Consider the following 24513-nt stretch of genomic DNA (forward strand, 5'->3'; position numbering starts at 1 on the left):
TCATGCTCAAAAACGTACATCTAAATGAATTCACATATAGGTTGCTTGTTTTTGATTAAGCTTTAATGCCTAACCTGAACAAGCGCCCACACGCATTACCTGATTAATTTTTTAAAGAGCGTCTTGGGCAACTCGGTGTTTTGAGTCGTCTCAAGCGAGGTGCGTATTCTACCGAACCCCTCGTCAGTGTCAAGCTTTATTTTCAAGAATTTTTAAATCATTTTCTCGAAACATCTACCTGAAAAACCACCAACCACTTCTTAATCTGCATTTGAATCAAACACTTAAAAAGAAGCCCCGCTTCAGTGACTTTCCCCCGGAAGGGCTTGTCTCTCAAGCGAGGCGCGAATATTAAAGAGGTTTTTGGGAGAGGTCAACTACTTTTTTAAAAAAGTTTTAAAGCCACCATCTAAAAGGCCAAATACTTCAAGAACGCTCATCATCAACGACTGGCTTGAACAACAGCCTAGACATGAAGAGACCCAACTCAAAAAGAAGCCACATAGGAATGGCCAATAGACTTTGTGAAATGATGTCAGGTGGCGTCAGGAGCATTCCAAAAATAAAACAGATAACCACTACATAGGCACGCTTACTGGCAAGGCTGTCAGCAGACACGACGCCCGAGCGAATAAGCAGGAGGGTTGCTATAGGTATTTCAAATGTAATTCCAAACGCAAAAAACAATTTCAAAACAAAGTTAAGGTAGCTACTAATGTCGGTCATAACTTCAACATTATCAGGACCGACGCTCGTAAAGAACCCAAAAATCAGCGGAAACACGACAAAGTACGCAAACGCAATCCCTGCATAAAACAAGACAACGCTGGATAACAGTAAAGGGATAGCCAGTTTCTTTTCATTGCTATAAAGACCCGGTGCAATAAACGACCAAGCCTGATGCAGTATATAGGGCATCGCCAATCCTAATGAAACCACCAACGCCAACTTAAAGGGCGCAAAAAAAGGCGAAGTCACATCCGTGGCTATCATACTTGTCCCTTCCGGCAGCAAGGCCGTTAAAGGGGCTGACACAAAAAGGTATAGATCATTGGCGAAATAAAATAACGCTAGGAAAATCAACAGAACCGCGAGAACTGAACGCATAAGGCGCTGCCTCAGTTCCACTAAATGTGAAATGAGCGGCTGCTCTTGATCTTTATCTTCGGTACTCATGGCTTATTACTTTCGTTGTCTTGAAGATTAGAGGCCACGTCCGGCGTATCCACAGCCTTAGCAGCTTCCTCTACTGTTTTACTTACGTCTTGCGATGCCGCATTAAACGGCTGACGCATTTCCTTCAGCTCCTTTTCGAGCTGCTCTTTGCTGATCGCTGTCGTCCGCCTCAGCTCTTCAATTCTTAACTCTTCGCTTATTTCACTCTGAATAGCGCTCACTGAGCGCTTAATCCGACCAAGCCAGAGCCCACAGGTGCGGACTGCCGTTGGCAGCTTTTCGGGGCCCAGCACCAAAAGCGCAACAACGCTCACAATTAATATTTCGGCAAAACCGATATCAAACATCGTTTAGACTACTTTTTACTTAGAGGAAGAGTCAGGTGTTTTATCTTTTTTCTCGTCAGTCGAAGCCTGTTCAGAAAACTGAGCATCTTCATTGGTGATTTTTTTCTTATCGGCTGACTCATTCGCGTCTTTTGTGTCTTCTTCATTCATTGCTTTTTTGAATCCCTTCACAGCGCTGCCAATATCGCCACCTAACCCACGCAGTTTTTTTGTACCGAATAATAGAATGACGATGCCTAAAACAATGACAAGTTGCCAAATACTGATTCCACCAAAGCCCATATTTACTCTCCAATACCCAATCTGATAGGTTTAAAATTAAAGTTACGAGGTTTATTTTTTGATGCGAGAAGCTTTTTCTTCAAGACCCGATACATCAAACCGTCTAGCAAGCTCCGCCAATACAGACCTATGATCCTCACCAAGATGAGACAACATTACCAAAGAATGAAACCAAAGGTCAGCGGTTTCACTCACTAGCGCTTGATTATTTTTTGTGATTTCGGCGTCTTTGGCAGCCAAAACCGTTTCGAAAGCCTCTTCACCCACTTTTTCTAATATCTTGTTCAAGCCTTTGGCATGCAAGGATGCCACATATGAACTCTCAGCGCCTGCTTGCTTTCGCTCTTCTAAAACAACACTCAGCTGATCTAAAATATCACTCATGCTTTTATCTCTTATACATATCTTCTGGTGACTTAAGCACGCCTTCGACGGTAACCCATTCGTTCGCATTATTTAAGCGGCGATAAAAACAACTGTTTCGGCCTGTATGACAAGCAACATTACCCAACTGCTTCACTTGCAATAACACAACATCTGCATCACAGTCTAATTCTATGGCTTTAAGCTCTTGCACGTTACCCGACTCTTCGCCTTTTCGCCATAATTGATTGCGTGATCGAGACCAGTAGACAGCTCGACCTTCTTCAACGGTCAAGCGTAATGCATCACGATTCATCCAAGCAAACATGAGCACGCGCCCTGTCTCACTGTCCTGAGCTATCGCCGGAAGCAACCCTTGAGCGTCCCATTTTATTCTATTCAACCATTCATCAGACATACTCACCACACTTAAGTTTACGCGATTCGCTCGATATGTAATTAACGCTCAACAAGGTTTAGGCTTTCCAAATACTCAACCACCCAAGACCCAGTAACACCCAGCCCTCGATAGGGATCGATTCATAATTAAGGTTAGGGCTTATTGTAACCAGCGCTAAGGCGATAAATGTTACACCCAGCAACATATAACGACGAGACGATTGAGCCTTCAACTCTGCGTCTTGTCGCATGCGAGTCTCAATCTGCATCAAATCGTCCTTGTTACGTTTTGTGCTTTGCAAAACATCAAAAAGCAACTGTGGAACCTGAGGAAACTTTTCCAACCACTCAGGAGCCTGCTCCTTAACTGCATGAAACACTGCCTTTGGCCCCATGCGCTCTTTCATCCAGTTTTCTAAGAAAGGCTTTGCCGTCTTCCATAAATCCAAGTCTGGATACAACTGCCGCCCTAACCCTTCTATATTGAGCAACGTTTTTTGCAACAGCACTAACTGAGGCTGCACTTCCATATTGAAACGTCTGGCTGTTTGGAAAAGTCCCAATAAAACAAGGCCAAACGATATTTCTTTCAATGGCTTTTCGAAGATGGGTTCACATACGCTGCGAATGGCCGTTTCGAAAGCATGAACATTCGTATTGCTCGGCACCCAGCCCGAATCAATATGAAGTTGAGCCACTTGGCGATAGTCTCTTCGAAAGAATGCCAAGATATTACGCGCCAAATAACTTTGATCCTCTTCACTGAGGGACCCTATGATACCAAAATCAATCGCAATATATTGAGGATCTTCAGGATTATCTATGGAAACAAATATGTTTCCTGGATGCATGTCCGCATGAAAAAAACTATCGCGAAACACTTGCGTAAAGAAGATCTCAACACCTCTCTCCGCTAACTTTTCCATATTCGTATTCTGCGCGTGCAACTGATCCATGTTCGCAACAGGAATACCATAAATTCGCTCCATGACAAGCACGTTACGGCGCGTGTAATCCCAGTAAATTTCAGGCACATATAAGATAGAAGAACCATCGAAGTTTCGACGCAACTGCGAGCCGTTTGCCGCCTCTTTCCTCAGGTCTAATTCATCAAAAATGGTTTGCTCATACTCCTCAACCACTTCAATCGGTCTAAGTCGCCGCCCTTCTTTCCACAGCTTACAGACCAGCCATGCAAGGGTGTAGAGAAGTGAAATATCCTGCTGAATGACTTTCGCTATCCCCGGCCTAATCACCTTAACCACAACTGATTGACCATTTTTTAAGGTAGCACTGTGAACTTGAGCAACAGATGCTGATGCCATAGGGGCTTGTTCAAACTCGGCAAAGAGCTCAATAACCGACTGCCCTAACGACTCTTCTATAATCCGTTGCGCTTGCTGGCCTGAAAAAGGCGGCACACTGTCTTGTAAACGGGCCAATTCCAATGCGACATCATCGGCTAACAAATCTCTTCGAGTGGACAACATTTGACCAAACTTGATAAAAACGGGTCCTAAGGCCTCTAACGCCAGTCGCAAACGCACGGCACTTGAGCCTTTGGCCGGAATCAAATAACGCCAAGGGAGCAGCCAAAGCAACAGTTTCAATGGCAAGGGTAAGGTTTGACGAATTAAAAATGTATCTAAACGATAGCGGGCAATCACCCACCATATTTTCAAACTTCGATAAACAGGGCGCACTCAATAAAGTCCTGTAGCAAAACGAAAAAATAAGCAGCACTAATCCACTGCAACTTGATTACGACCCAATGACTTCGCTTTATAGAGCATTTCATCGGCTCGACTAAACACACTATCAGCCACATCCCCTTTTTGCACTTCGCTTAGTCCTAAAGAAGCCGTAACATGAACGGGTTTTCCTTGAAAGTTAAACGGGCTTTTTTCAATTGCTTTTCGCAATTTCTCAGCCACTGTACACGCAACATCCTTAGTTGCCGCATGAAAAACAATAATAAACTCTTCACCGCCAAATCGAGATATAAAATCATGCGTGCGCAAATTACTGCGCAGTGTTTTTGCCACCAACCTCAGCACTTTATCTCCCGCCAAATGGCCATAATCATCATTGATTTTCTTAAAATAATCCAGATCAACAATACATAAGGTAAAGGTTGTACCATACCGATTCCAGCGTTCAAACTCACTGGCCAAATGCTCGGCGTAACCTATACGATTCGGCAGACCCGTCAGAGGGTCTGTTCTCGCCTTCAAGCGCTCGTCCTCTATGCGAGATTTAACATCCTGCGTCTCCAGCTCCATCTGTTTCACTTTTTCTAAAAGACGAGTATAACGATGCTGCAGCCGAGATTCACGCGCCTCCTCAGACTGTCGATAGGTATCCATCGTTTTAATGATACTTGCCAGTTGCAGGGTTACCGATTGTTTTAGATCATTAATATCGGTCGATTTGTGCACTTCCTGCTGAATCAGACTTACATCATCTCTCACCGTTTTATCCAGCGCCTGATGCTGCAAAACAGCATGACTTTCTTCGGTACGGCTTTCATACAAGAAGGACTGAATGTAACCTAGTTGAGAATTTAAACTAATTAAATAATCTTCAAAATCATCGGTAACACTGGGAAATACTCGTCGAATCAACTCAACAAGCGTTTCGATCACCTGAGCAATTTCGTAAAACTCTTGAGCAGTCTTGAGCCTTAGAATTAACTCCTCCGAGGCATCCGAATATTGCTCAGGAACTCTCAGGGCTTGTACAAGCTCAATCAACTGCTGTTTAATTGCACTTGAGTCATCCGAAGATGACTGCGAAGGACTTTGCAAATGACCACGCGCCATCACTTGAGTCTGCAACTGCACCAACTGCTTTAGCAATGCGCCTAAGGAATACATGTCCTCAGTTGCGATGGACAGCTCACGAGATAGTTCGACAATTGCTGAGGTCTCGACTTTCTCGACATCCAGTGTTTTAATCTGCTTGAGCCATTCTTGAAGAGAATGCTTAATCTGACGACTCAAATTAACTTTTTGAGTATCCAGTTCGCGTGAGCATTTTTCTAAGTGACGGGAGATATCTCGTAGCGTGCCATAGCTATTGGTTGATAATTGCTTACCTAACAGTGACAGCACTTGATCAAGTTTAGGGTCTTGCCCCTGTAACGCAATACTCATGGACGTTATGATTTGGTTCAGTTGTGAAAAGCTCAGGTCACACTGCTTTCCCATTTCTTCCAATTCACGCGCGGTCTCTTTATATTTTTTGCGCCATTCGTCGGTTTCTGATTGCACTTAGCTTACCTCGAGCCAAACTACACTGTGAGATAAGCTAACTATAAACTAGAAGTGCCGAATAGTGGGAGAATTCACAAGCTGCTTGCAAAATTATTCGGCACTTTTATCCTGAACAGGTTAAATTACTGAGCGTTTTTTTCCTTTTCTATAAGGTAATTAACGACATTCAGCATTTGCTGATTGCTGCCTGCTGTCTGACCTGTAATGCGGTATTTACCATTGACAACCATCGCAGGCACCCCTGTAATTTCATATCCACGAACTCGAGCCTGCCCTTGCTTCAAACGCATATCAACCGCAAATGATTCATAGAGTTTCTTAAACTCATTAGGGTCAATACCGTAGTTTTGGTAAAAAGCAGCAAAATCATTTGGATTTCTAAATTGGCGCTTTTCAACATGCACAGCATCAAACATTGGCAAATGCGTTTCTGACACCTTGCCACTTAAGTCCGCAACGTAATAGGCTCTTGCGAGAGGTTCCCAATTACGAGAAAACACAACTGGCAAATGTTGAAAATCAACGTCATCACCTTGTTGCGCGGCCCAAGACTGCAGGACAGGCTCTAAGTTTGCACAATGCGGACATGAGTATCCAAAAACAGCCACGACTTCTACTTTCTCAGGATTGCGTGTAGCCACAGCAAAAGGCAATTCGATATAGTGCTCTCCTGCACGGAACTGAGGCTCCTGCGCCGTAGCCATCACAGACATCAAGGCAAAGGTGGCACCCAACAGTAACTTTTTAAACATACTCATCTCTCTTCCCAGTTAAAACATGATTTTTCAGTTCGACACAAATGCCTTATAAAAGTTCGTTGATCTCTTCAAGACAAACACATAACGCTAAAGGCAATAAAAAGGGCAGCCTAAGCTACCCTTCATGAATATCGAATGAATACTGATTAATACAGACCACGAATGTATTGTGATACAGCACGCATCTCTGATTCAGTCATTTTGACTGCGATATCACGCATCATACGGTTAGGGTCATTCGCACGATCTTCCGATGCGAATTTTTGCAACTGCAACAGGGTATACTCAGGATGTTGACCACTTAAAGCAGGGAAACGCGCAGGATTGTTACCCTGTCCGTTTGGCATATGGCATGCGATACAAGCAGAAACGCCTTTATCAGCGATACCCGCTTCATAAATTTTACGGCCTTTTTCAACAAGCTCGGCATCTGCCTGACCAATGGTTGTACGTTGGTTAGCATAAAACGCAGCAATATCACGCAAGTCTTGATCTGAAAGGTTGTTCAGCAGCCCTGTCATTTCAGGAATCACTCGAGCGCCACTCAACTGATCTTGCATTTGCTTAAGCAGATAACGCGAGTTTTGCCCAGCGAGGCTTGGGAAGGCTCCCATTGGGCTGTTGCCATCGGCACCATGGCAAGCCGCACACACGGCTACTTTCGATGCACCTGCAGTTGCATTACCACCAGCGGCATGCGCAACACCGGTGATTCCAACGCTTATCAGTAAGCTGATCAGTAATTTGTTCATTGACTTGACCCGGACTCTTGCTAGTAAATTATCGTTAAGCTAGCTTTGATTGGACTTATCGCCACTAACCTTATAAATGTTTGCCTACTCTGACTAGAGCTTAACTCAGTTCGCAGGTAAAATTGGTCGTATTATAAACTAATATCCTCACAAACTGGAACGCCTTTGTTCTGTGTGACGATCCTACCATAGTGATAAACGAATGTCCGATGCTCATCAAATACTCCATTTTAACAGCGCAACCTTCTGTGTCAGCGCTGATAAACTCAATCAATGCCCTGATGACAGCCTCGCTGAAGTTGCCTTTGCAGGTCGTTCAAACGCCGGAAAGTCCAGTGCAATCAATTCATTAACACAAAATGGGAAATTAGCGCGCACCTCAAAAACCCCTGGACGAACACAGCTGATAAACTTCTTCAACCTTAACATTCCTGGGTATCGAATCGTCGACCTACCCGGGTATGGTTATGCTAAAGTACCAGTCGCCATGAAGACGCATTGGCAAAAACACCTTGATGCGTATCTTCAACATCGAGAAGCACTAAAGGGCGTTGTGCTGGTAATGGACATCCGTCATCCCATGAAAGAATTTGATGAAATGATGGTGGGTTGGTGTGAACGAACCGGGATGCCTTTGCATGTCCTGCTGACGAAATCGGATAAATTAACCAGAGGACCTGCTCAAAGCACGCTGCTAAAGCTTAAATCTCAGTTGGAAAAGCGCTTAGGAGATAGGGTTTCGTTACAAACCTTCTCTGCGCTGAAACACCAAGGCGTAGATGAGCTAAGAGCAAGACTCACAGAACTGCTTTTCTCTTCAGATGATCAAGACATCGCCAACGATCCATCTTGACCCTATTCGGAAAGAGTCCCTCAGAGCCGAAGGGGAAAACGGCTCTGAGGGCATGCGTAGACTACGTTAAAGAGTCACCTTTCTCTATTAGGCACTTTAGATTTCACAGATGACCCATTTTTTTGAGTCATCTGCCATGTCAAAGTTCCCGTCTATGGAAGGCTTGTTGTTAGTGAGCCTCTTCCCAATTGTCACCGACCCCCACCTCAACCAATAAGGGCACATTGAGTTGAGCTGCACCTGCCATGAGACGTTGAATCTGTTCGGTCAACTCAGGCACAGCGTCCGCTTTCACTTCGAATACCAATTCATCGTGAACCTGCATAATCATTTTCGCATCCAACCCTGAACTGGCTAACCAGGCGTGAACCTCTATCATCGCCCGCTTAATAATATCCGCAGCGGTGCCCTGCATCGGCGCATTAATCGCTGTTCGCTCGGCCGCCTGTCGACGCATTGCGTTTTTAGCATTAATCTCAGGTAAATACAGTCGTCTCCCGAACAGGGTTTCGACATACCCTTTTTCGCTTGCCTGGGCTCGGGTATTCTGCATATAGCGTTGCACACCGGGATACATTTCAAAATAATGGTCGATGTATCGCTGTGCTTCATTTCGCCCAACGCCCAACTGTTTCGCAAGACCAAACGCTGACATACCGTAAATTAATCCGAAATTAATCGCTTTTGCACTGCGCCGCTGATCTGCAGAAACCTCATCCAACGGTACAGCAAACACCTCGGCCGCCGTGGCCTTATGTATATCCTCTCCCTTGGCAAAGGCACTCAGCAGACCTTCATCATCCGACAAATGCGCCATTATCCTGAGTTCAATTTGAGAGTAATCGGCTGCTAGAATTTTATAGCCCTCGGGCGCTACAAAGGCCTGACGAATCCGCCGCCCTTCCTGCGTTCTCACTGGAATGTTTTGCAAATTGGGGTCTGAGGAGGATAAACGTCCCGTTGCGGTTACAGCCTGATGGTACGAGGTGTGGATTCTTCCGGTGCGTGGATTGATCATTACCGGTAATTTATCGGTATAGGTTGACTTGAGTTTACTCAAGCCTCTATGTTCAATAATGACCTTGGGTAAAGGATAGTCTAACGCCAAGTCCTGCAACACCTCTTCCGCGGTTGATGGTGCGCCCTTGGGTGTTTTCTTGGTCACAGGAATACCCTGCTTCTCATAAAGAATAACCTGCAACTGTTTAGGTGAGCCTAAATTGAAGGTTTCCCCCGCTAAGGCATATGCCTGCTGCTCTAACTCATGCAACCTAACGTCAAGCTCTTGGCTTTGTTTGGCTAGAAGTGTCGCATCCACCTTTGCGCCTTGGCGCTCAATCTGAGCAAGAACAGGAATCAAAGGAACCTCTATCTCTCGCAACACATCCAGCAAACGAGATTCAGCGCTCAGTTTCGGCTCTAGCGACTGGTGCAAACGCAGGGTGATATCGGCATCTTCTGCGGCATAAGGGGTAGCGATGTCCATATCAATTTGATTGAAGGTCAGTTGATGCTTGCCTTTCCCCGCAATCTCCTCAAATGAAGTGGTTTTTACTCCTAAATACCGATCTGCAAGACTGTCCATATCATGGCGGCCTGCGGTGGAGTTAAGGATGTAGGATTCAAGCATGGTATCGGATACAACACCGCGCAGCTCGATTCCATAACGCGCTAAAACATTCATATCGTACTTAATATGCTGGCCTATTTTGCCTTTTGTAGGCTCTTCCAATAACGGCTTAAGGGCCTCTAGGACCTTAGCACGATCTAACTGGGTGGGTGCACCAACGTAGTCATGTGCTAAGGGCAAATAGGCAGCCTCGCCCGCTTTGACGGCGAAGGATAGACCCACTAACTCGGCTTCCATATAGTTCAAGCTAGTGGTTTCAGTGTCTAAGGCGAAAACATCGGCACCTTCTAGGCGTACACGCCAGTGTTCAAACTGCTCCCAAGTCAACACCGTTTCATATTGGGTTTCTATCACAGCGGAGAAGGGGTTTTCATTGGATTCTACAGAATGCGACTCCCCTCCTTGAACAGTCGCCTCAAGTTCCACAATCCAACTTTTAAATTCAAACTGCTTGAAAAGATCTAATAAAGCCGACACATCAGGGGTCGGACAAGGTATATCTTCAAGCTTGATATGCAAAGGCACGTCTGTTTTTATCGTGGCCAGCAGGTAGGATAACTCGGCTGCGTCTTTATGCTCTTCGAGCTTTGCGGCCATAGTTTTCGAACCCCGAAAACCTAAGCCCGCTATTTTATCTAAATGTTCATACAAAGCATGGATACCACCGATGCCTTGCAGCAACGCCAAGGCTGTTTTTTCGCCGACACCTGGCACACCGGGAATGTTATCAACCTTATCGCCTTGCAGTGCCAGCAGATCAATAATTAACTCAGGCTCCACACCAAACTTTTGCTTAACGCCCTCGACATCCAGCACTGTGTCGTTCATTGTATTGATTAGGGTGACATACTCATTCACTAACTGAGCCATGTCTTTATCACCCGTTGAAATAATTACGGGACGCTGTTGACGGGAGGCTTCGCACGCCAAGGTTCCAATCACATCATCGGCTTCGACACCGTCTTCAACCAATACTTCAATGCCCATCGCACGTATAATTTGATGAATAGGCTCGACTTGCAGTCGTAAATCATCAGGCATTGATGGTCGATTCGCTTTATACTCTGTATAAATATCGTCTCGGAAGGTTTTACCCTTGGCATCGAAGACAACGGTGAGTGGACTGTTCGGATAGAGTTTTAACAAACTCCGTAACATCGACGTGACCACCCGCACAGCACCCGTGGGAAAACCATCTCGAGTGCGTAAGTCGGCCTGCTGTGACGCAAAAAATGCGCGGTATAAATACGACGAGCCGTCGACTAGAATAATAGGTGGGTGCTGTTCACTCATGGTTAATTCCGCTTTGCTGGTTGCCGTGAATCGTATCAAGGTTCACAATCATATCAAATTACACGCTGAAACTGACGGGAAATACAAAATGGGCAAAAAACTCTTACTCCTTGCCTTATTAAGCTGCTTAACGCTCGGATCTCTTCAAGCCCAAAACAGCTTCGAGGAAGAGGAACAAATCGTCATTCGTAATGATGGCGAAGCGACTTACTTCGAATATCGGGTAAACGGTATTTTGAAGGAGATCAAGGTGGTACCTGGCGTTGGACCTGCTTACTACCTCGTCCCTAAAGGAGAGGGAGGTGATTTGATTCGTGTTGGAGAGTCCACTGTACTCATCCCAAAATGGGTTATTTTCACCTGGTAGGAACGACGCAGTGGCTGTTTATACTTCAATTACGACCGAAGAGCTTACGCTTCTTTTGACTGATTTCAATCTTGGCACACTCGTCAGCTATCAAGGCATTGAGGGTGGGATTGAAAACACCAATTACTTTGTGACGCTCAACAAAGACGATGCTATCCATGATTATGTCCTCACCATTTTTGAGGAACTGTCACTGGAGGAAATGCCCTTCTTTGTTGAACTCGGCCAATGGCTGGCGGCACGGAATATTGCCGTACCTTACGCAATCAAAGATCAGAATGGCATTGCACTCAAGCAACTCAAAGGGAAACCGGCATTACTGCAACCGCGCTTCTTTGGTGCGGATGTACCTGCCACACAACTCAAAGCCACTCATTGCTTTCAAATTGGAGAGGCTCTTGCCAAATTCCACGAGGCTGGTGCTGATTTTTATTTAACACGCCAAGCACATCGTGGTGTTTTTTGGTGGCGTCGTGAGAGCGAGGCAATTTCTCATTTATTGGATGCACAAGACAGCGCCCTGTTAAAACAAGAAGTCCGCGCTTTTGACCAGCTAAGAGACGCCAAGTTAAATCTTCCTATGGGTGTTATTCATGGGGATTTGTTTCATGACAACGCCCTGTTTAAAGACGATGCCCTAGTGGCGATTCTGGATATGTACAATGCCGCAACCGCCTATCAGCTCTATGATTTAGCCATTGTCGCTAATGATTGGTGTTGCAATACAGACTGTACACTAGACCCTATTCGAGAAAAGGCCTTATTAGAAGGCTATGCCAGCATTCGCGCATTTACAGATGACGAGGCAATGGCTTGGCCAGTCTTAACACGAACAGCCGCCATGCGCTTTTGGCTTTCAAGGCTGATTCCTTGGTTAGGGATAGCTCAGGCTTCTCGTCAAGGGGGGGCGATGAAACTCAAAGACCCTAATCAATACAAGCAAATTTTACTGTCGAGGATTAAAACCCCGGCTGTCTTGCGTTAACGTATCAATTTACTCAATGTTGAAGGCTAATGGACGTCACTCATATTATTGATTCGCTGAACGATGCTCAGCGTCAAGCGGTAACTGCCCCTGTTAAAAACCTTTTGGTCCTTGCGGGTGCTGGCTCAGGTAAGACGCGAGTACTGGTTCACCGTATTGCATGGCTTGTTGAAACAGAAGGCCTATCTCCATTTTCGATTATGGCGGTTACCTTTACCAACAAAGCGGCACGAGAAATGCGTGGCCGTATTGAAGAGTTGTTAAAGATCAACTCACACGGCATGTGGGTGGGAACCTTCCACGGACTTGCGCATCGGATGCTGCGCGCGCATTGGAAAGAAGCGGGGTTGAAAGACAACTTTCAAATCATGGACAGTGATGACCAGCTTCGACTGATTAAGCGTCTGTGTAAAGAAATGAATCTGGACGATACACGCTGGCCGCCGCGCCAAGTTCAATGGTTTATTAATGCGCAAAAAGATGAGGGCTTACGCAGTCAACATCTTGACCGAACAGCCGATCCTTTCCAACAAACCATGATCGATCTATACAGCGCCTACGAGACCGCCTGTGAGCGCGGCGGTATGATCGACTTTGGTGAGCTTCTGCTACGCTCATTAGAACTTCTCAGGGATAAATCCCCTTCTCTATTGGCGCATTATCGAGAAAGATTCCGCTATGTTTTAGTCGATGAGTTCCAAGATACAAATGCCATTCAATACGGTTGGTTAAGGCTGCTTTGCCAAGGCGAACAGAAACTCATGGCCGTGGGCGACGATGACCAGTCTATTTATGGCTGGCGTGGGGCGCGGATTGAAAATATTCAAACCCTCTCCGATCATTTCCCTGAAACAGACACCATCCGCCTTGAGCAGAATTACCGCTCCACCAACCGCATTCTGCAAACAGCCAATGCCGTCATTCAGAACAACACCGGACGCTTAGGGAAAAAACTCTGGACCGAAGGTCGCGAAGGTGAAGCGGTATCGGTCTACAGCGCATTCAACGAACAAGATGAAGCCCGTTTTATTGTCGACCAAATTGAAAAATGGATTGAGCAGGGCAACCGACGTGATGAAAGCGCTATCCTCTATCGTTCCAACGCCCAATCCCGAGTACTCGAGGAAGCACTCATTCGCAGTGGAGTGCCTTATCGTATTTACGGCGGACAACGCTTTTATGACCGCCTCGAAATAAAAAATGCACTGGCCTACCTACGCATGATTGCCAACCGCGAAGATGACACGGCGATGGAGCGCGTTATCAATGTGCCAACACGGGGTATTGGAACGCGCACAATTGAACTCATTCGCGAACGTGCTCGCCAAGAGAACATCGCCATGTGGCGCGCAGCCAATGAGATCGTTGAGTTGAAGGTCTTGCCAGCGCGCGCTAACAATGCGCTGCAAGGATTCCTTAACTTAGTCAACCAAATGGGCACTGAAACCGAAGGACTGGAGCTGCACGAGCAAACCGACCACGTCATTAAAATCTCTGGCTTGATTGAGCATCATGAAAAGGAAAAAGGTGAAAAGGGGCAATCCCGCATTGAAAACCTAGACGAGCTGGTAACCGCTGCCCGACAATTCTCGGGACAGTGGGAGCGGGAAAATAGCGACGAAAACGCCAATGTACTGTCTGCATTTCTCGATCAAGCCGCACTGGATGCGGGTGAAGCCCAAGCCGATACTCATGCTGATGGTGTGCAACTCATGACACTTCACTCCGCAAAAGGACTTGAGTTTCCTCTTGTCTTCTTAACGGGCATGGAAGAAGGCTTGTTTCCTCACAGCATGTCAGCGGAAGAGCCTGGGCGTTTAGAAGAAGAGCGTCGACTGTGCTATGTCGGCATTACCCGAGCCATGCAAAAGCTTTACCTCACTCTGGCAGAATCACGCCGTCTGCATGGACAAGAAAAATACAATCGCCCATCCCGATTTATCAAAGAGATTCCAGACGAATTACTTGAAGAGGTTCGCTTGAACGCGAATGTTCGACGCCCCTTCAGCAGCGGTCAGAATTCAAATAAAAGCTCGCTTTTTCAGTCACCTAGTTTAGCACAAACAAGTGTTCCGGGATTAAGCTTCAACTTAGGACAACGCGTTTTACACCCCAAGTTTGGTGAAGGACTCATCGTTAACTACGAAGGGTCTGGCCCAAAAGCACGCATTCAAGTGAATTTTGATAATGAAGGCAGCAAGTGGCTAGTTGCTGGCTTTGCTCGCTTGGAGGCGTTGTAAATGGAATGGCTGCTCCCTGCTGAAATCGCCCCTTGGATGGGTATTTTTTTGGTGATTGCCGCCGGATTCACGGCGGCAATCACGTCCAGCATTGGTGTAGGGGGCGGTGTTTTACTGCTCGCTCTTATGGCAATTTCGATGCCACCCGCCGCTGTAATTCCTGTGCACGGCATGGTTCAACTGGGATCAAATTTCAATCGTGCCATCATGACGTTGCAACATATTGATTGGAAACTGCTGGCCACATTTACACCGGGGGCTTGTTTAGGAGCTGTGTTGGCCAGCCACTTCCTTGTCCAGCTCCCAATCTCTATGCTGCAGTTAAGCATTGCCGGTTTTATTCTTTTTCTCTGCTGGGGCCCCAAAATCCCTCCCATTGGTTTAGGGCGTGTAGGGACGTTTATCGCAGGAGCGATCACGACCTTTATAAGCATGTTTGCTGGAGCCACAGGACCGCTTGTTGCCGCATTTGTAAAGCAACAACACAAGGGTAATCGTTTTTTAACTGTCGCCAACTTTACCGCCTGTATGAGCATCCAACATTTACCAAAGGCCTTTGTATTCGGTGCAGCTGGATTCGTTTTCAGCGAGTGGCTAGGTTTGATGCTACTGATGATTATCAGTGGAGCGATCGGAAATTGGGTGGGAATTAAAGTGCTCAAGACCCTAACGGACAAACGCTTTGGGTTACTCTTCAATCTAATTCTTACGCTTTTAGCTTTCCAACTTATTTGGCAGGCAATGCACTAATAAAGGGGCTAAATGGGGTCAACTGGTTGGATAGGGGCATTAAATTCTTCTTTCAACAACTCAGTGACCGGAATCGGCTTGTGGACAGCATATCCCTGAGCATAATCGACACCAATTTCTTTCAATTTCTCAAGAATAGCGGGCGACTCAACAAATTCAGCGACCGTTTTCATGCCCAGAAAATGACCGATCTCATTCATTGACTTCACCATGGCATAATCCGCGGGATTATCCACTATATCCTTCACAAAGCTACCATCGATTTTCAAAGAGTGAGCCTTCAGATTCTTAAGATGTGAATAAGACGCAAAGCCTGTCCCAAAATCATCCAACGAAAATTGACAACCAAAGCTACCAACTTGTGCCATAAACTCACGTGCTTTCGCATAGCTATCAATCGCAGCCGTTTCGGTAATCTCAAAGGTAATTTTATTCATGGGTAGATCATGATTACTCAACTGCTGGCGCAAATACTCCAACACGGCTGCATTGCTCAGTGACTGTGCAGATAAATTAATCGCAAATCCACCTATCTGATCAAAATACTGTCGATTTTGACGTATCCAGTCAAATACTTGCGCCAAGACCCATAGATCGATTTCATGTGAGCGTTTCCAGCGTTCTACCGCCGGAAAAAAATCTGCTGGCTGAATATTTTCAACTTTTGCTTCTGTACTAAATGACACCACATGGGCACCATGATCACGAATGCCCAGTAAAACCTCATAATACGGCAGAAGTCCAGCCGTCTCGTCCACTGGAGCGACTTTCTGACAACGTAAATACAAACCATTACTTTCAATAATACGATCGATTCGTCCAGCCCACTCTTTGAGTGCTTCCTGTGCTTGTAACTGAGCATCGTACGACTCATACACTCGGTAGCGATTGCGACCTTCAGATTTGGCCGCTAAACACGCTGAATCTGCTTGGCGAAGAACAGCATCCACGCTCATGAGTGATGGGGTATATTCAACTAGTCCTATATTTAAACCAATGCTGTATATTTCTCGATCGTGTTCAAATCGATAATCCGCTAACCGAGCCACTATCTGCATGGCAATTTCTCTTCCCTGTGCCTCAACCACATCAGGAAGCAACAGAATGAACGTATCGCTGTTCACTACTGACACTTGTTGAGAAGGCAACAGAAGATCTTCAATCTTGCTGGCTAAGTCTTTCAGTAAACGATCTCCAGCATCCATACCACAGTTACTGTACACAACTCTTGTCTGATCAAACTCAATTTGACACAAACAGGAATGACCCAAGGCACTAGCATCTGCTGCTGCCGCATTCATTCTTCTGAATAATGCTTTACGATTTGCCAAGCCCGTTGCGGGATCATGCAGTGCCTGATGAATCAAATCTCGATAGGACTCATCAAATAACGCATATTCTGAACGCTCCAACAGGGGTAATGACTGCTTTTCATTTTCTCGTGCTGTTTCTTGAGCAACGCGTTCAGACAGTTCATCGAGTGTCAGAGATTGCTGTTCAGATGCAGAGCGATCAACAAATCCAAGTAGACCTCCTGAGCGGGCTTGCCAAATCAACTGCATCGGCACCCAACGCTCATCTTTTAAAAACAACCACCAATGACCAATATCCAAATGTTTAGTAATAGCCAGTTTAGTTTCACTCAAATCAGGTACCGACCGGCGCGGCACCTCAACATACTCGACAAGGCCTTCGGGCTGAGTCAAAGCGGCTAACAGGGATAAACGCAAGGGTTTAATTTCATGTGCATCGGCCCCCACGCTAATCAATCCTTGTGTGATGTCTTCGGCGAGTTCCATGGCTGAAAAGGTCCCTGAGACGGGCTCCTGCATTAACCGCTTTAACATCAAGTCAAACACGCTTATGGCGTGTTTGCGCTTTTCTGCATCCGTATGCAGTTGCATAAGCACAAGGTATTGGCGCCAACCCAGCTCAAGTAAACGAACAATAAGAACGGGAATTCGCTCCCCTCCTAAGCGCGTTTCTAAGAACGCATCGACTCGCTCCCTTGCATTGCGCAGTACATTTTGTGACTCATAACGCTGCTGAGTACGAAACACACGATTGCGACGCGCTTTACGAATTGGTTGAATAACTTTCTGAAGTTTATCTCTGACCTGACTGAAAACATCAGGGTTTTTGGAAAACTCTCGGTCCACTAAATCTACTTGCAGCGCCAAGAAACGCCTCAGCTTTGCATCAAAAAAGCGCCCTTTCGAATCCGCCGCCATCGCAAATTGATCAATGAGGTTCACAACATCTCGTGCAGGATGGGCATCGCTCATCAAGAAATCGAGATCTTTCAGCATAAGTTTTAACAAGGGCCGCTCTAAGCGTTTGAGCAGACTATCGATGTCAGATGCCTCATCATGCTCAGACCGCGCACGGGTAAATAAACGCGCCGCACCATTGAGCACTTCGGCTTGGTGTGCAGGAATCGATCGAGCTTGGCCGGCATTCACCGACAAATAGGCCTGTAACTGCTCAGCTGGGGACTGTGCAGCAGGCTGACTTCGAGTCAGATGTCCCGCCGACATGCTTTCTATCCCAGCCAAAATTTCATCCATTGGCGCTGTCTGGCCTGTAGAATAGCCTACTGGCCTAGCTCGCGTGTTTGCCGCTGGCTCCTCTCGGCTGAGCAAGGTTTGACGTGTATTGTTCAACACGGCCGTTAAGCGAGACAACACCCGGATTGAATTATCAATTGCAGATGCTTGACTTGATCGCCCAACAGCAGACGCAGGCAGAGGCGATGACTCTTGATCTAAAAGCTCTAGAATTTGGGCAAAACTGGATTCAGCATTGGATCGACTGTTTTCAGTTCGTTTGGTCGTATAAGACGCATCTGACTCAGCCACTCTTGATTCAGGTCTTGACTGAACCATCGGCTTCGGCAAATCCAACTCGGCAGGCCGCTCTGTTGGCTTTTTAACCTCTAAAGGCGGTGTGATATCTTCTAAGATCGTAGCTAAGTGTTGCAAAAAACCCGGATAGTCTTGCTCTAACGAATGCCCTAAAGCTGTATACAAAATCGCGCGAATCGGATTATTAAAGTCTTCATCCTTAATCGCCTCTTGGAAAGAACGACACACCAAACGGGGCCCAAACGGATTGTTGTTTCGATCAAGTGTTAGATTTAAAACTACACCGTATCGGGCTTCAAAATCCAACATAGGCTGCGAATATTTGGCTTCTAGCGCTTCGCTGACCGTTGCAATTTTTAGCCAATCATCAAACTCCGTTTCATCCACCAGTTCAAGCACAGCCGTATCGGAACTGCCTAAAAATGAGGGAGTCTCCGTTGAGTCGGATTGAATACGTTCGTGCAAAAGCGCTTTGAATTTTTTGGAAATAGTGGGCTTGAGAATATCAAAATCATTGGCAAGCTTAATAAAATACGAGGATTCACGAAGGGAGTCCGCTTGAAGACCCGCTTCTTTTAGATGTGCAGGTACGCTCGCAAAAAAATGATCGACGACATCATCAATGAATGACAAAAACAGAGCATTACATTTGTGGCGTAACACCTGCTTTGCGTTGGAGTCCAGTTTCACAACACCTCTCAGCACGACCGTCCAAGCTCTTAAGCAGTATAAAACCCTCGACCCGTTAATACAATGCGAGCACCACGAATCCGTTTCAATGCTCTTTTGCTGAGGACTGTTGACCTAAGAAATTGATACCTAAAGAATATACCGCATAGTACGCATGTTTCACTGAACCTTACATGAACTAACGTTTAATGCTGCTAGGCTCCAGCCAAGAATTCACCAAAGTACACGCGATTGCGTCTAAATCCTCTGGATTCAAATAAATACCATCATTAAAAAGACGACACAAACCGTGTAGACCCGCCCAACTTGACTGAGCCACTCTCAGGGCTGAGTCGTCAGCGCTTAACACCCGCTCTCTTTGCAGTCGCTCAATCCAGTCAAGCCAACGCTTAAACGTAACTTTTGAAACCTGTTTTAAGGACTCCGTTGGCACTCCTGTTTTCCAGATATCGCGTCCAAACATCAAGTCATACGTCTCGGCATGCTCTTGAGAAAAGCGAATATAGGTCAATACATAGGTCTTTAACGCGGCTGCCGTTGGCAACACTTCACATTCAGATAAGCAGCCTTCTTGTAAGCGAAACCCTTGTTCGGCAATGGCACAGAGTAAATCATTTTTGTCTTTAAAATGATGGTAAGGTGCCATACGCGATACACCCACACGATCGGCTAGCTTACGCATTGATAAAGCCTCTACCCCCCCTTCACGCAGCAACTTTGTTGCCGCATCTAGTAATGATTTATACAAATCACCGTGATGATAGTGCTGTTTTTGATTACTCGTCATCGAAAATGCATCCTTAATCTTGACAGTGTCAAAATACACCTCTATCTTGACACTGTCCAGATAATATCAATAACAGGAAACTCGTCATGACTCACGCTCTCTATCCGTATTTATTCAGTCCGCTTGATCTTGGTTTCACTCAACTAAAAAACCGTGTATTAATGGGCTCAATGCATCTAGGTCTAGAAGAGGCCCCACAAGGATTTGAGCGCATGGCTGCCTTTTATGCCGAACGAGTTCGTGGAGGCGTTGGCCTGATTGTCACTGGCGGTATTGCGCCCAATAGCGAAGGCGTTGTTCACAGTGGGTCAGCACAGCTTTCAAATCCTGACGATGTTGAGAAGCACCGCATCATTACGCAAGCCGTTCACCAAGAAGGGGGCAAAATATGCATGCAGATACTGCACACTGGACGCTATGCGTATAGCCCAAAACTGGTCGCGCCCTCTGCCCTTCAAGCCCCCATCAATCCATTTACACCCAAAGCCTTAACTTCCGAAGACGTAGAAAAACAAATCCAAGATTTTGAACAGTGCGCATTACTTGCACAAGCTGCTGGTTACGATGGTGTGGAAATTATGGGTTCTGAAGGCTACCTGATCAACCAATTCATCGCTCAACGCACCAATCAACGTGACGACGCATGGGGTGGCGACTATCAGCAACGCATCCGTTTCCCGATCGAAATCGTTCGACGTGTTCGTCAAGCCGTCGGCTCGAATTTTATCATTATTTATCGACTATCGATGCTAGATCTTGTTGAAGGCGGCAGCAGTCACGATGAAATCGTCGAACTCGGACAAGCCGTGGAGAACGCGGGCGCGACACTTATTAATACAGGCATCGGCTGGCATGAAGCTCGCATTCCAACCATCGCAACGAAAGTTCCGCGTGCGGCGTTTACTTGGGCGACCGCACAGATTCGCAAATCCTTGTCTATCCCGGTAATCACCTCCAACCGAATCAATATGCCCGATGTCGCCGAGGCGGTGCTGGCAAGAGGGGATGCTGACATGGTCTCCATGGCTCGCCCCTTTCTTGCCGACCCTGAATTTATCAACAAAGCCGCTGAAGGAAGAGCCGATGAGATCAACACATGCATAGGCTGCAACCAGGCCTGTCTTGATCATATCTTTGCAGGCAAATTGACAAGCTGCTTAGTCAATCCCAGAGCCTGCCATGAAACTGAAATCATAATTACACCTACGCTCAAGCCTAAAAAGCTAGCAGTGATTGGTGCAGGGCCTGCTGGCTTGGCATTTTCGATCACAGCAGCCAAACGTGGTCATTCCGTGACACTCTTTGATGCAGCGTCCGAAATAGGTGGGCAATTCAACATTGCAAAACGCATTCCCGGCAAAGAAGAGTTTTACGAAACGCTGCGTTACTTTAAACGCCAACTTGAGCTCACCTCTGTCGATCTACAACTTAACACACAGGTGAGTGCAAGCCTGCTCAATGACTCTGACTTTGATGAAGTCATTCTGGCCACTGGGATACAGCCGCGGACGCCTGATATTCAAGGCATTGACCATCCAACCGTCCTTAGCTATCTTGATGTGATGCAAGGCGCCAAGGTGGGCCAACGGGTCGCCATCATTGGCGCTGGAGGCATCGGCTTTGACCTAGCGGAATACCTGATACACCAGGGCGAGTCCAGCAGTCTTAATATTCCACAGTACATGCAAGAATGGGGCGTAGACATGTCTATGCAAGCCAGAGGCTCTGTGGAAAATGTGACGCCCGTTTTTCATCCCGCCGCACGAGACGTCTTTCTATTGCAGAGAAAAGCCTCCAAGGTGGGTGCCCAACTGGGTAAAACCACAGGATGGGCACACAGAGCAGGTCTCAGCAAACGAGGCGTCAAAATGCTCAATGCCTGTGAATATCAGCGCATTGATGATCACGGACTGCATTTGACGGTGAAAGGCGAAGCTATGTGTCTTGAGGTCGATCACATCGTCATTTGTGCTGGCCAGGAACCCAATCGCACGTTGGTTGAACACCTCTCTGACAAACCGGTCCATTTAATTGGAGGAGCCGATAAAGCGAATGAGCTGGATGCGAAACGTGCCATCGATCAAGGAACACGGCTGGCAATACAACTCTAAACGATCAACACTTTTTGACCATGGGTGGCGATCCAGTGGCTCTATCGTTATGATTAACGTCCTATTCAATCTTGAGATAGAGCTATGAATCTGGCGCTGCCTAGCGAAGTCAAAACGCAGCTTGTTTTTTTACTGGCTGAAGTTCGCACACAACTGCAAAACCTGATGACCCTTGTTGAGACTCCATCGACGGCGCTGATGAAGTCAATTACGGAGCGCAGTGGTCATAGTTATAACCTAAAGCAGCGTGTTCATGCGCGCTGTCTGAAGGCTTTTCAAGAAAAACAGTCACTGGATGCTCAGTCGTTGAAGGCGGCAGGCGATATTGCCGATGAATTAGAGCGCATTGCCAGCCTATGCCGAGACGCCGCTCGTGAGCTTCAACAGCTGAACACCCATAAAATGCTAACCAAGCATAAATATTCTAAACAACTGGAGCGCATCGAGACCGCGCTTAAACAAGTTGAAGGGATTCTCAGCTCCAATGACACGCAAGATGCCTTACGCATCGGACAAGTCAAACAAAAACTCGCACACTTCTATAAAAAGACACTCAATGCTCATCTTAAGGCCTTAAAACGAAAGAAAGAGACAGAGTCCTTAATTAGCAGCTTGTTTCTCGCACGCTATTTCTTAGAGATGGGAGAATCTCTCGTCAATATTAGCGAGTCTCTGATTGCTGTGCTCTTGGGGCAACCCATGAACATGAAGCAATTTTTATCCTTACAAGCCATGGTCTCTAGACTGGGACATCAGGCGTGGGACAGCTTATCACTGGAAACCATCGCTGAAACGCGGTCTGGCAGCGCCATTTCGGCAATCACCAATGAAGAAGATGATCATTTTATTGGTGTACTCAAGGAAGGAGAGTTACGGAAAGTTCAAGAAGAGCGCAGAGGCTTACAACGCTGGAACTCTCTTTTCCCGGGCATCGCCCCGCAGATTTTGTCGCACCATCACCAAGGTAGCTCGGGTGCGCTCATCATTGAGCACTTACCTGGCAAAACCTTAGAACAAATGCTCCTTCAGGATAGTGCAGAAGAGCTTAAACGCGGATTAGAAAAAATGAGTCAGATGTTACCGCGTATCTGGGTATCCACACGCCGAAAAGAAAAGGCCTTTCCTTTGTTTATTCAGCAACTCAAAAAGCGCTTACCGGCTATTTTGAACATACATTCAAGCTTTAATGAGCAACTCAAGGCACACACGCCTTTCAGCCTCAAAGCACTCCTTTCAAAAGCCGAACAAATTGATAATCAGCTCTCTTGCCCTTTTTCAGTCTATATTCATGGCGATTTCAATCTGGACAACATTTTGTACGACGATACGCACAAACAAATTCGATTTATTGACCTACATCGTTCAAGACACATGGATTACGTTCAAGACGTCACGGTATTTATTGTCTCCGCGTTGCGTTTGCCTTTATTTGATGAAATGTCAAAAGTGCGTGTAAATGAGACGGCGGCTTCGATGTTTTCAATTGCACAGCAGTTTGCTCAGGAGCAAAATGATCCGACGTTTGAAGTGCGCATGGCTCTAGGCCTTGCCCGTAGCCTCATCACCTCAACTCGTTTTATTCTTGATGCAACTCACGCAAACTATCTGTTTGATAAAGGTATTGTTCTACTCAACCATATCGTTCAACACGATGGTGCACCGCTCCATCAGTACCGTTTACCTTTCAAGGATGTACTTCATGAGCAGTCTTAAAATTGGAGTCGTCGGCATCCCTGGCAAATGGTCGACCGAAGTCCTCGCCAACGAAATTGAAAAACGAACGGGTTTTCGGTTAGTCATTGAACTGGCAAAGCTCGAACTGAATCTGACACAAGGTTGCGTCACCTTCGCAGGACACAATCTATGTGAACTCGATGGCATAATCATCAAGAAAATTGGCTCTGATTTTGGTCATGTTAGTATTGAGCGCTTGGAGCTTCTGCGGGTGGCTGAGGCATGTGGCGTTCGGGTATTCAGCAGCGCAAACAGTTTAATTCGTCTATTGGATCGATTAACCTGTTCAGTGACCCTGCGTAACCATCAAATTCCCATGCCACAAACCTTAATTACGGAGTCCGTTGATAGCGCTCTTACGAAAATACTCGAATGGAACAGTGCTGTTATCAAGCCTTTATTTTCGACGAAAGCAAGAGGTATGCAGATACTGTGCGCGCAACAGTCGAAAGATGAGCTGATCCTTGAACTTAACCGCTACAAAGCCCGCCACCCCATTTTATATGTTCAGAAAAAAATCGAGTTAGGTGGACAAGACATGGCCCTGATTTTTCTAAAAGGCCAGTTCATCGGTGCCTATGCGCGGGTTGCAGCCCAGCACACGTGGAATACGACCATTCATAGCGGCGGTCATTATGCACCCTATACGCCGGACAACCAGACTCTGAGCATTGCCGAGCGTGCACAGTCTGCATTTAATCTAGACTTTGCAACCGTTGATATTGCCATGACGCCTGAGGGACCTGTTGTATTTGAAGTGTCCACACTGGGGGGCTTCAAAGGGGCTAAAATGGGGTGCGGAATAGATGTTGCCTCGATCTATGCCGACTATGCTATCCAAGAATTGAGTGCCTGAT

General features: G+C 46.4%; 20 protein-coding genes. 8 read left to right on the top strand and 12 right to left on the bottom strand.

Annotation, left to right across the window (positions count from 1 at the left end):
• Positions 1-426: 426 nt before the first annotated feature.
• From tatC to F5971_RS09080, 9 genes are all read right to left on the bottom strand, one after another.
• Positions 427-1176: a twin-arginine translocase subunit TatC gene (tatC, locus tag F5971_RS09040; protein WP_193494777.1), complete on the bottom strand. Its 750-nt coding sequence runs from the start codon at positions 1174-1176 to the stop codon at positions 427-429.
• The gene (tatB, locus tag F5971_RS09045; protein WP_193494778.1) at positions 1173-1523 is read right to left on the bottom strand and encodes a Sec-independent protein translocase protein TatB; all 351 of its coding nucleotides are present in this window, start codon (positions 1521-1523) and stop codon (positions 1173-1175) included. The genes tatC and tatB overlap by 4 nt, the downstream gene beginning before the upstream one ends.
• A gap of 15 nt (positions 1524-1538) precedes the next feature.
• Positions 1539-1805 carry a twin-arginine translocase TatA/TatE family subunit gene (gene tatA / locus F5971_RS09050; RefSeq protein ID WP_036513351.1) on the bottom strand — a complete coding sequence of 89 codons (267 nt, stop codon included), beginning with the start codon at positions 1803-1805 and terminating at the stop codon, positions 1539-1541.
• A 51-nt stretch (positions 1806-1856) separates the two neighbouring features.
• The gene (locus tag F5971_RS09055) at positions 1857-2189 is read right to left on the bottom strand and encodes a phosphoribosyl-ATP diphosphatase (protein WP_036513348.1); all 333 of its coding nucleotides are present in this window, start codon (positions 2187-2189) and stop codon (positions 1857-1859) included.
• 4 nt (positions 2190-2193) lie between these two features.
• Positions 2194-2586, bottom strand: a complete 393-nt coding sequence (gene hisI, locus F5971_RS09060) for a phosphoribosyl-AMP cyclohydrolase (RefSeq protein ID WP_036513345.1) — start codon at positions 2584-2586, stop codon at positions 2194-2196.
• A gap of 58 nt (positions 2587-2644) precedes the next feature.
• On the bottom strand, positions 2645-4270 hold the full coding sequence (gene ubiB, locus F5971_RS09065) for a ubiquinone biosynthesis regulatory protein kinase UbiB (RefSeq protein ID WP_193494779.1): 1626 nt from the start codon (positions 4268-4270) through the stop codon (positions 2645-2647).
• 39 nt (positions 4271-4309) lie between these two features.
• On the bottom strand, positions 4310-5839 hold the full coding sequence (locus F5971_RS09070) for a sensor domain-containing diguanylate cyclase (RefSeq protein WP_193494780.1): 1530 nt from the start codon (positions 5837-5839) through the stop codon (positions 4310-4312).
• A gap of 125 nt (positions 5840-5964) precedes the next feature.
• Positions 5965-6594 (bottom strand): thiol:disulfide interchange protein DsbA/DsbL, encoded by a 630-nt coding sequence (locus tag F5971_RS09075; protein ID WP_036513339.1) that lies wholly within the window; start codon positions 6592-6594, stop codon positions 5965-5967.
• 152 nt (positions 6595-6746) lie between these two features.
• Positions 6747-7352, bottom strand: coding sequence for a c-type cytochrome (locus tag F5971_RS09080; RefSeq protein ID WP_036513333.1), 606 nt, complete (start codon positions 7350-7352; stop codon positions 6747-6749).
• A 202-nt stretch (positions 7353-7554) separates the two neighbouring features.
• Between F5971_RS09080 and yihA the strand changes: the two genes are divergently transcribed.
• Positions 7555-8205 carry a ribosome biogenesis GTP-binding protein YihA/YsxC gene (gene yihA / locus F5971_RS09085; protein WP_193494781.1) on the top strand — a complete coding sequence of 217 codons (651 nt, stop codon included), beginning with the start codon at positions 7555-7557 and terminating at the stop codon, positions 8203-8205.
• Between the two features lie 169 nt (positions 8206-8374).
• On the opposite strand, the gene polA is transcribed toward yihA, so the two are convergent.
• Positions 8375-11128, bottom strand: coding sequence for a DNA polymerase I (gene polA, locus F5971_RS09090; protein ID WP_193494782.1), 2754 nt, complete (start codon positions 11126-11128; stop codon positions 8375-8377).
• Here polA and F5971_RS09095 point away from each other — a divergent pair.
• Genes F5971_RS09095 through F5971_RS09110 form a run of 4 tightly spaced genes read left to right on the top strand, consistent with a single transcriptional unit; the run spans position 11127 to position 15470 of the window.
• Positions 11127-11495, top strand: a complete 369-nt coding sequence (locus F5971_RS09095) for a DUF2782 domain-containing protein (protein ID WP_237748671.1) — start codon at positions 11127-11129, stop codon at positions 11493-11495. The two genes, polA and F5971_RS09095, sit on opposite strands and share 2 nt — an antisense overlap.
• Before the next feature lie 10 nt (positions 11496-11505).
• Positions 11506-12480, top strand: coding sequence for a homoserine kinase (locus F5971_RS09100; RefSeq protein WP_036513325.1), 975 nt, complete (start codon positions 11506-11508; stop codon positions 12478-12480).
• A 29-nt stretch (positions 12481-12509) separates the two neighbouring features.
• A complete protein-coding gene (gene uvrD, locus F5971_RS09105) occupies positions 12510-14720 on the top strand; it encodes a DNA helicase II (RefSeq protein ID WP_193494783.1) in 2211 nt (736 codons plus the stop codon).
• A complete protein-coding gene (locus F5971_RS09110) occupies positions 14721-15470 on the top strand; it encodes a sulfite exporter TauE/SafE family protein (protein ID WP_193494784.1) in 750 nt (249 codons plus the stop codon).
• Between the two features lie 8 nt (positions 15471-15478).
• Here F5971_RS09110 and F5971_RS09115 read toward each other — a convergent pair whose 3' ends face one another.
• Together F5971_RS09115 and F5971_RS09120 are read right to left on the bottom strand one after the other, a co-directional pair.
• The gene (locus F5971_RS09115; RefSeq protein WP_157682399.1) at positions 15479-19024 is read right to left on the bottom strand and encodes a DUF1631 family protein; all 3546 of its coding nucleotides are present in this window, start codon (positions 19022-19024) and stop codon (positions 15479-15481) included.
• Between the two features lie 178 nt (positions 19025-19202).
• Positions 19203-19811 (bottom strand): TetR/AcrR family transcriptional regulator, encoded by a 609-nt coding sequence (locus F5971_RS09120; protein ID WP_193494785.1) that lies wholly within the window; start codon positions 19809-19811, stop codon positions 19203-19205.
• Positions 19812-19897: 86 nt separating this feature from the next.
• Here F5971_RS09120 and F5971_RS09125 point away from each other — a divergent pair, with 86 nt between their 5' ends.
• From F5971_RS09125 to F5971_RS09135, 3 genes are all read left to right on the top strand, one after another.
• Positions 19898-21922: an oxidoreductase gene (locus F5971_RS09125; RefSeq protein WP_193494786.1), complete on the top strand. Its 2025-nt coding sequence runs from the start codon at positions 19898-19900 to the stop codon at positions 21920-21922.
• Between the two features lie 84 nt (positions 21923-22006).
• The gene (locus tag F5971_RS09130; protein WP_193494787.1) at positions 22007-23635 is read left to right on the top strand and encodes a phosphotransferase; all 1629 of its coding nucleotides are present in this window, start codon (positions 22007-22009) and stop codon (positions 23633-23635) included.
• On the top strand, positions 23622-24512 hold the full coding sequence (locus F5971_RS09135) for a GAK system ATP-grasp enzyme (protein ID WP_193494788.1): 891 nt from the start codon (positions 23622-23624) through the stop codon (positions 24510-24512). The genes F5971_RS09130 and F5971_RS09135 overlap by 14 nt, the downstream gene beginning before the upstream one ends.
• Position 24513: the final 1 nt, after the last annotated feature.

The organism is Nitrincola alkalisediminis (genome assembly GCF_009821115.1).
In the GTDB taxonomy this organism is placed as follows: Bacteria; Pseudomonadota; Gammaproteobacteria; order Pseudomonadales; family Balneatricaceae; genus Nitrincola; species Nitrincola alkalisediminis.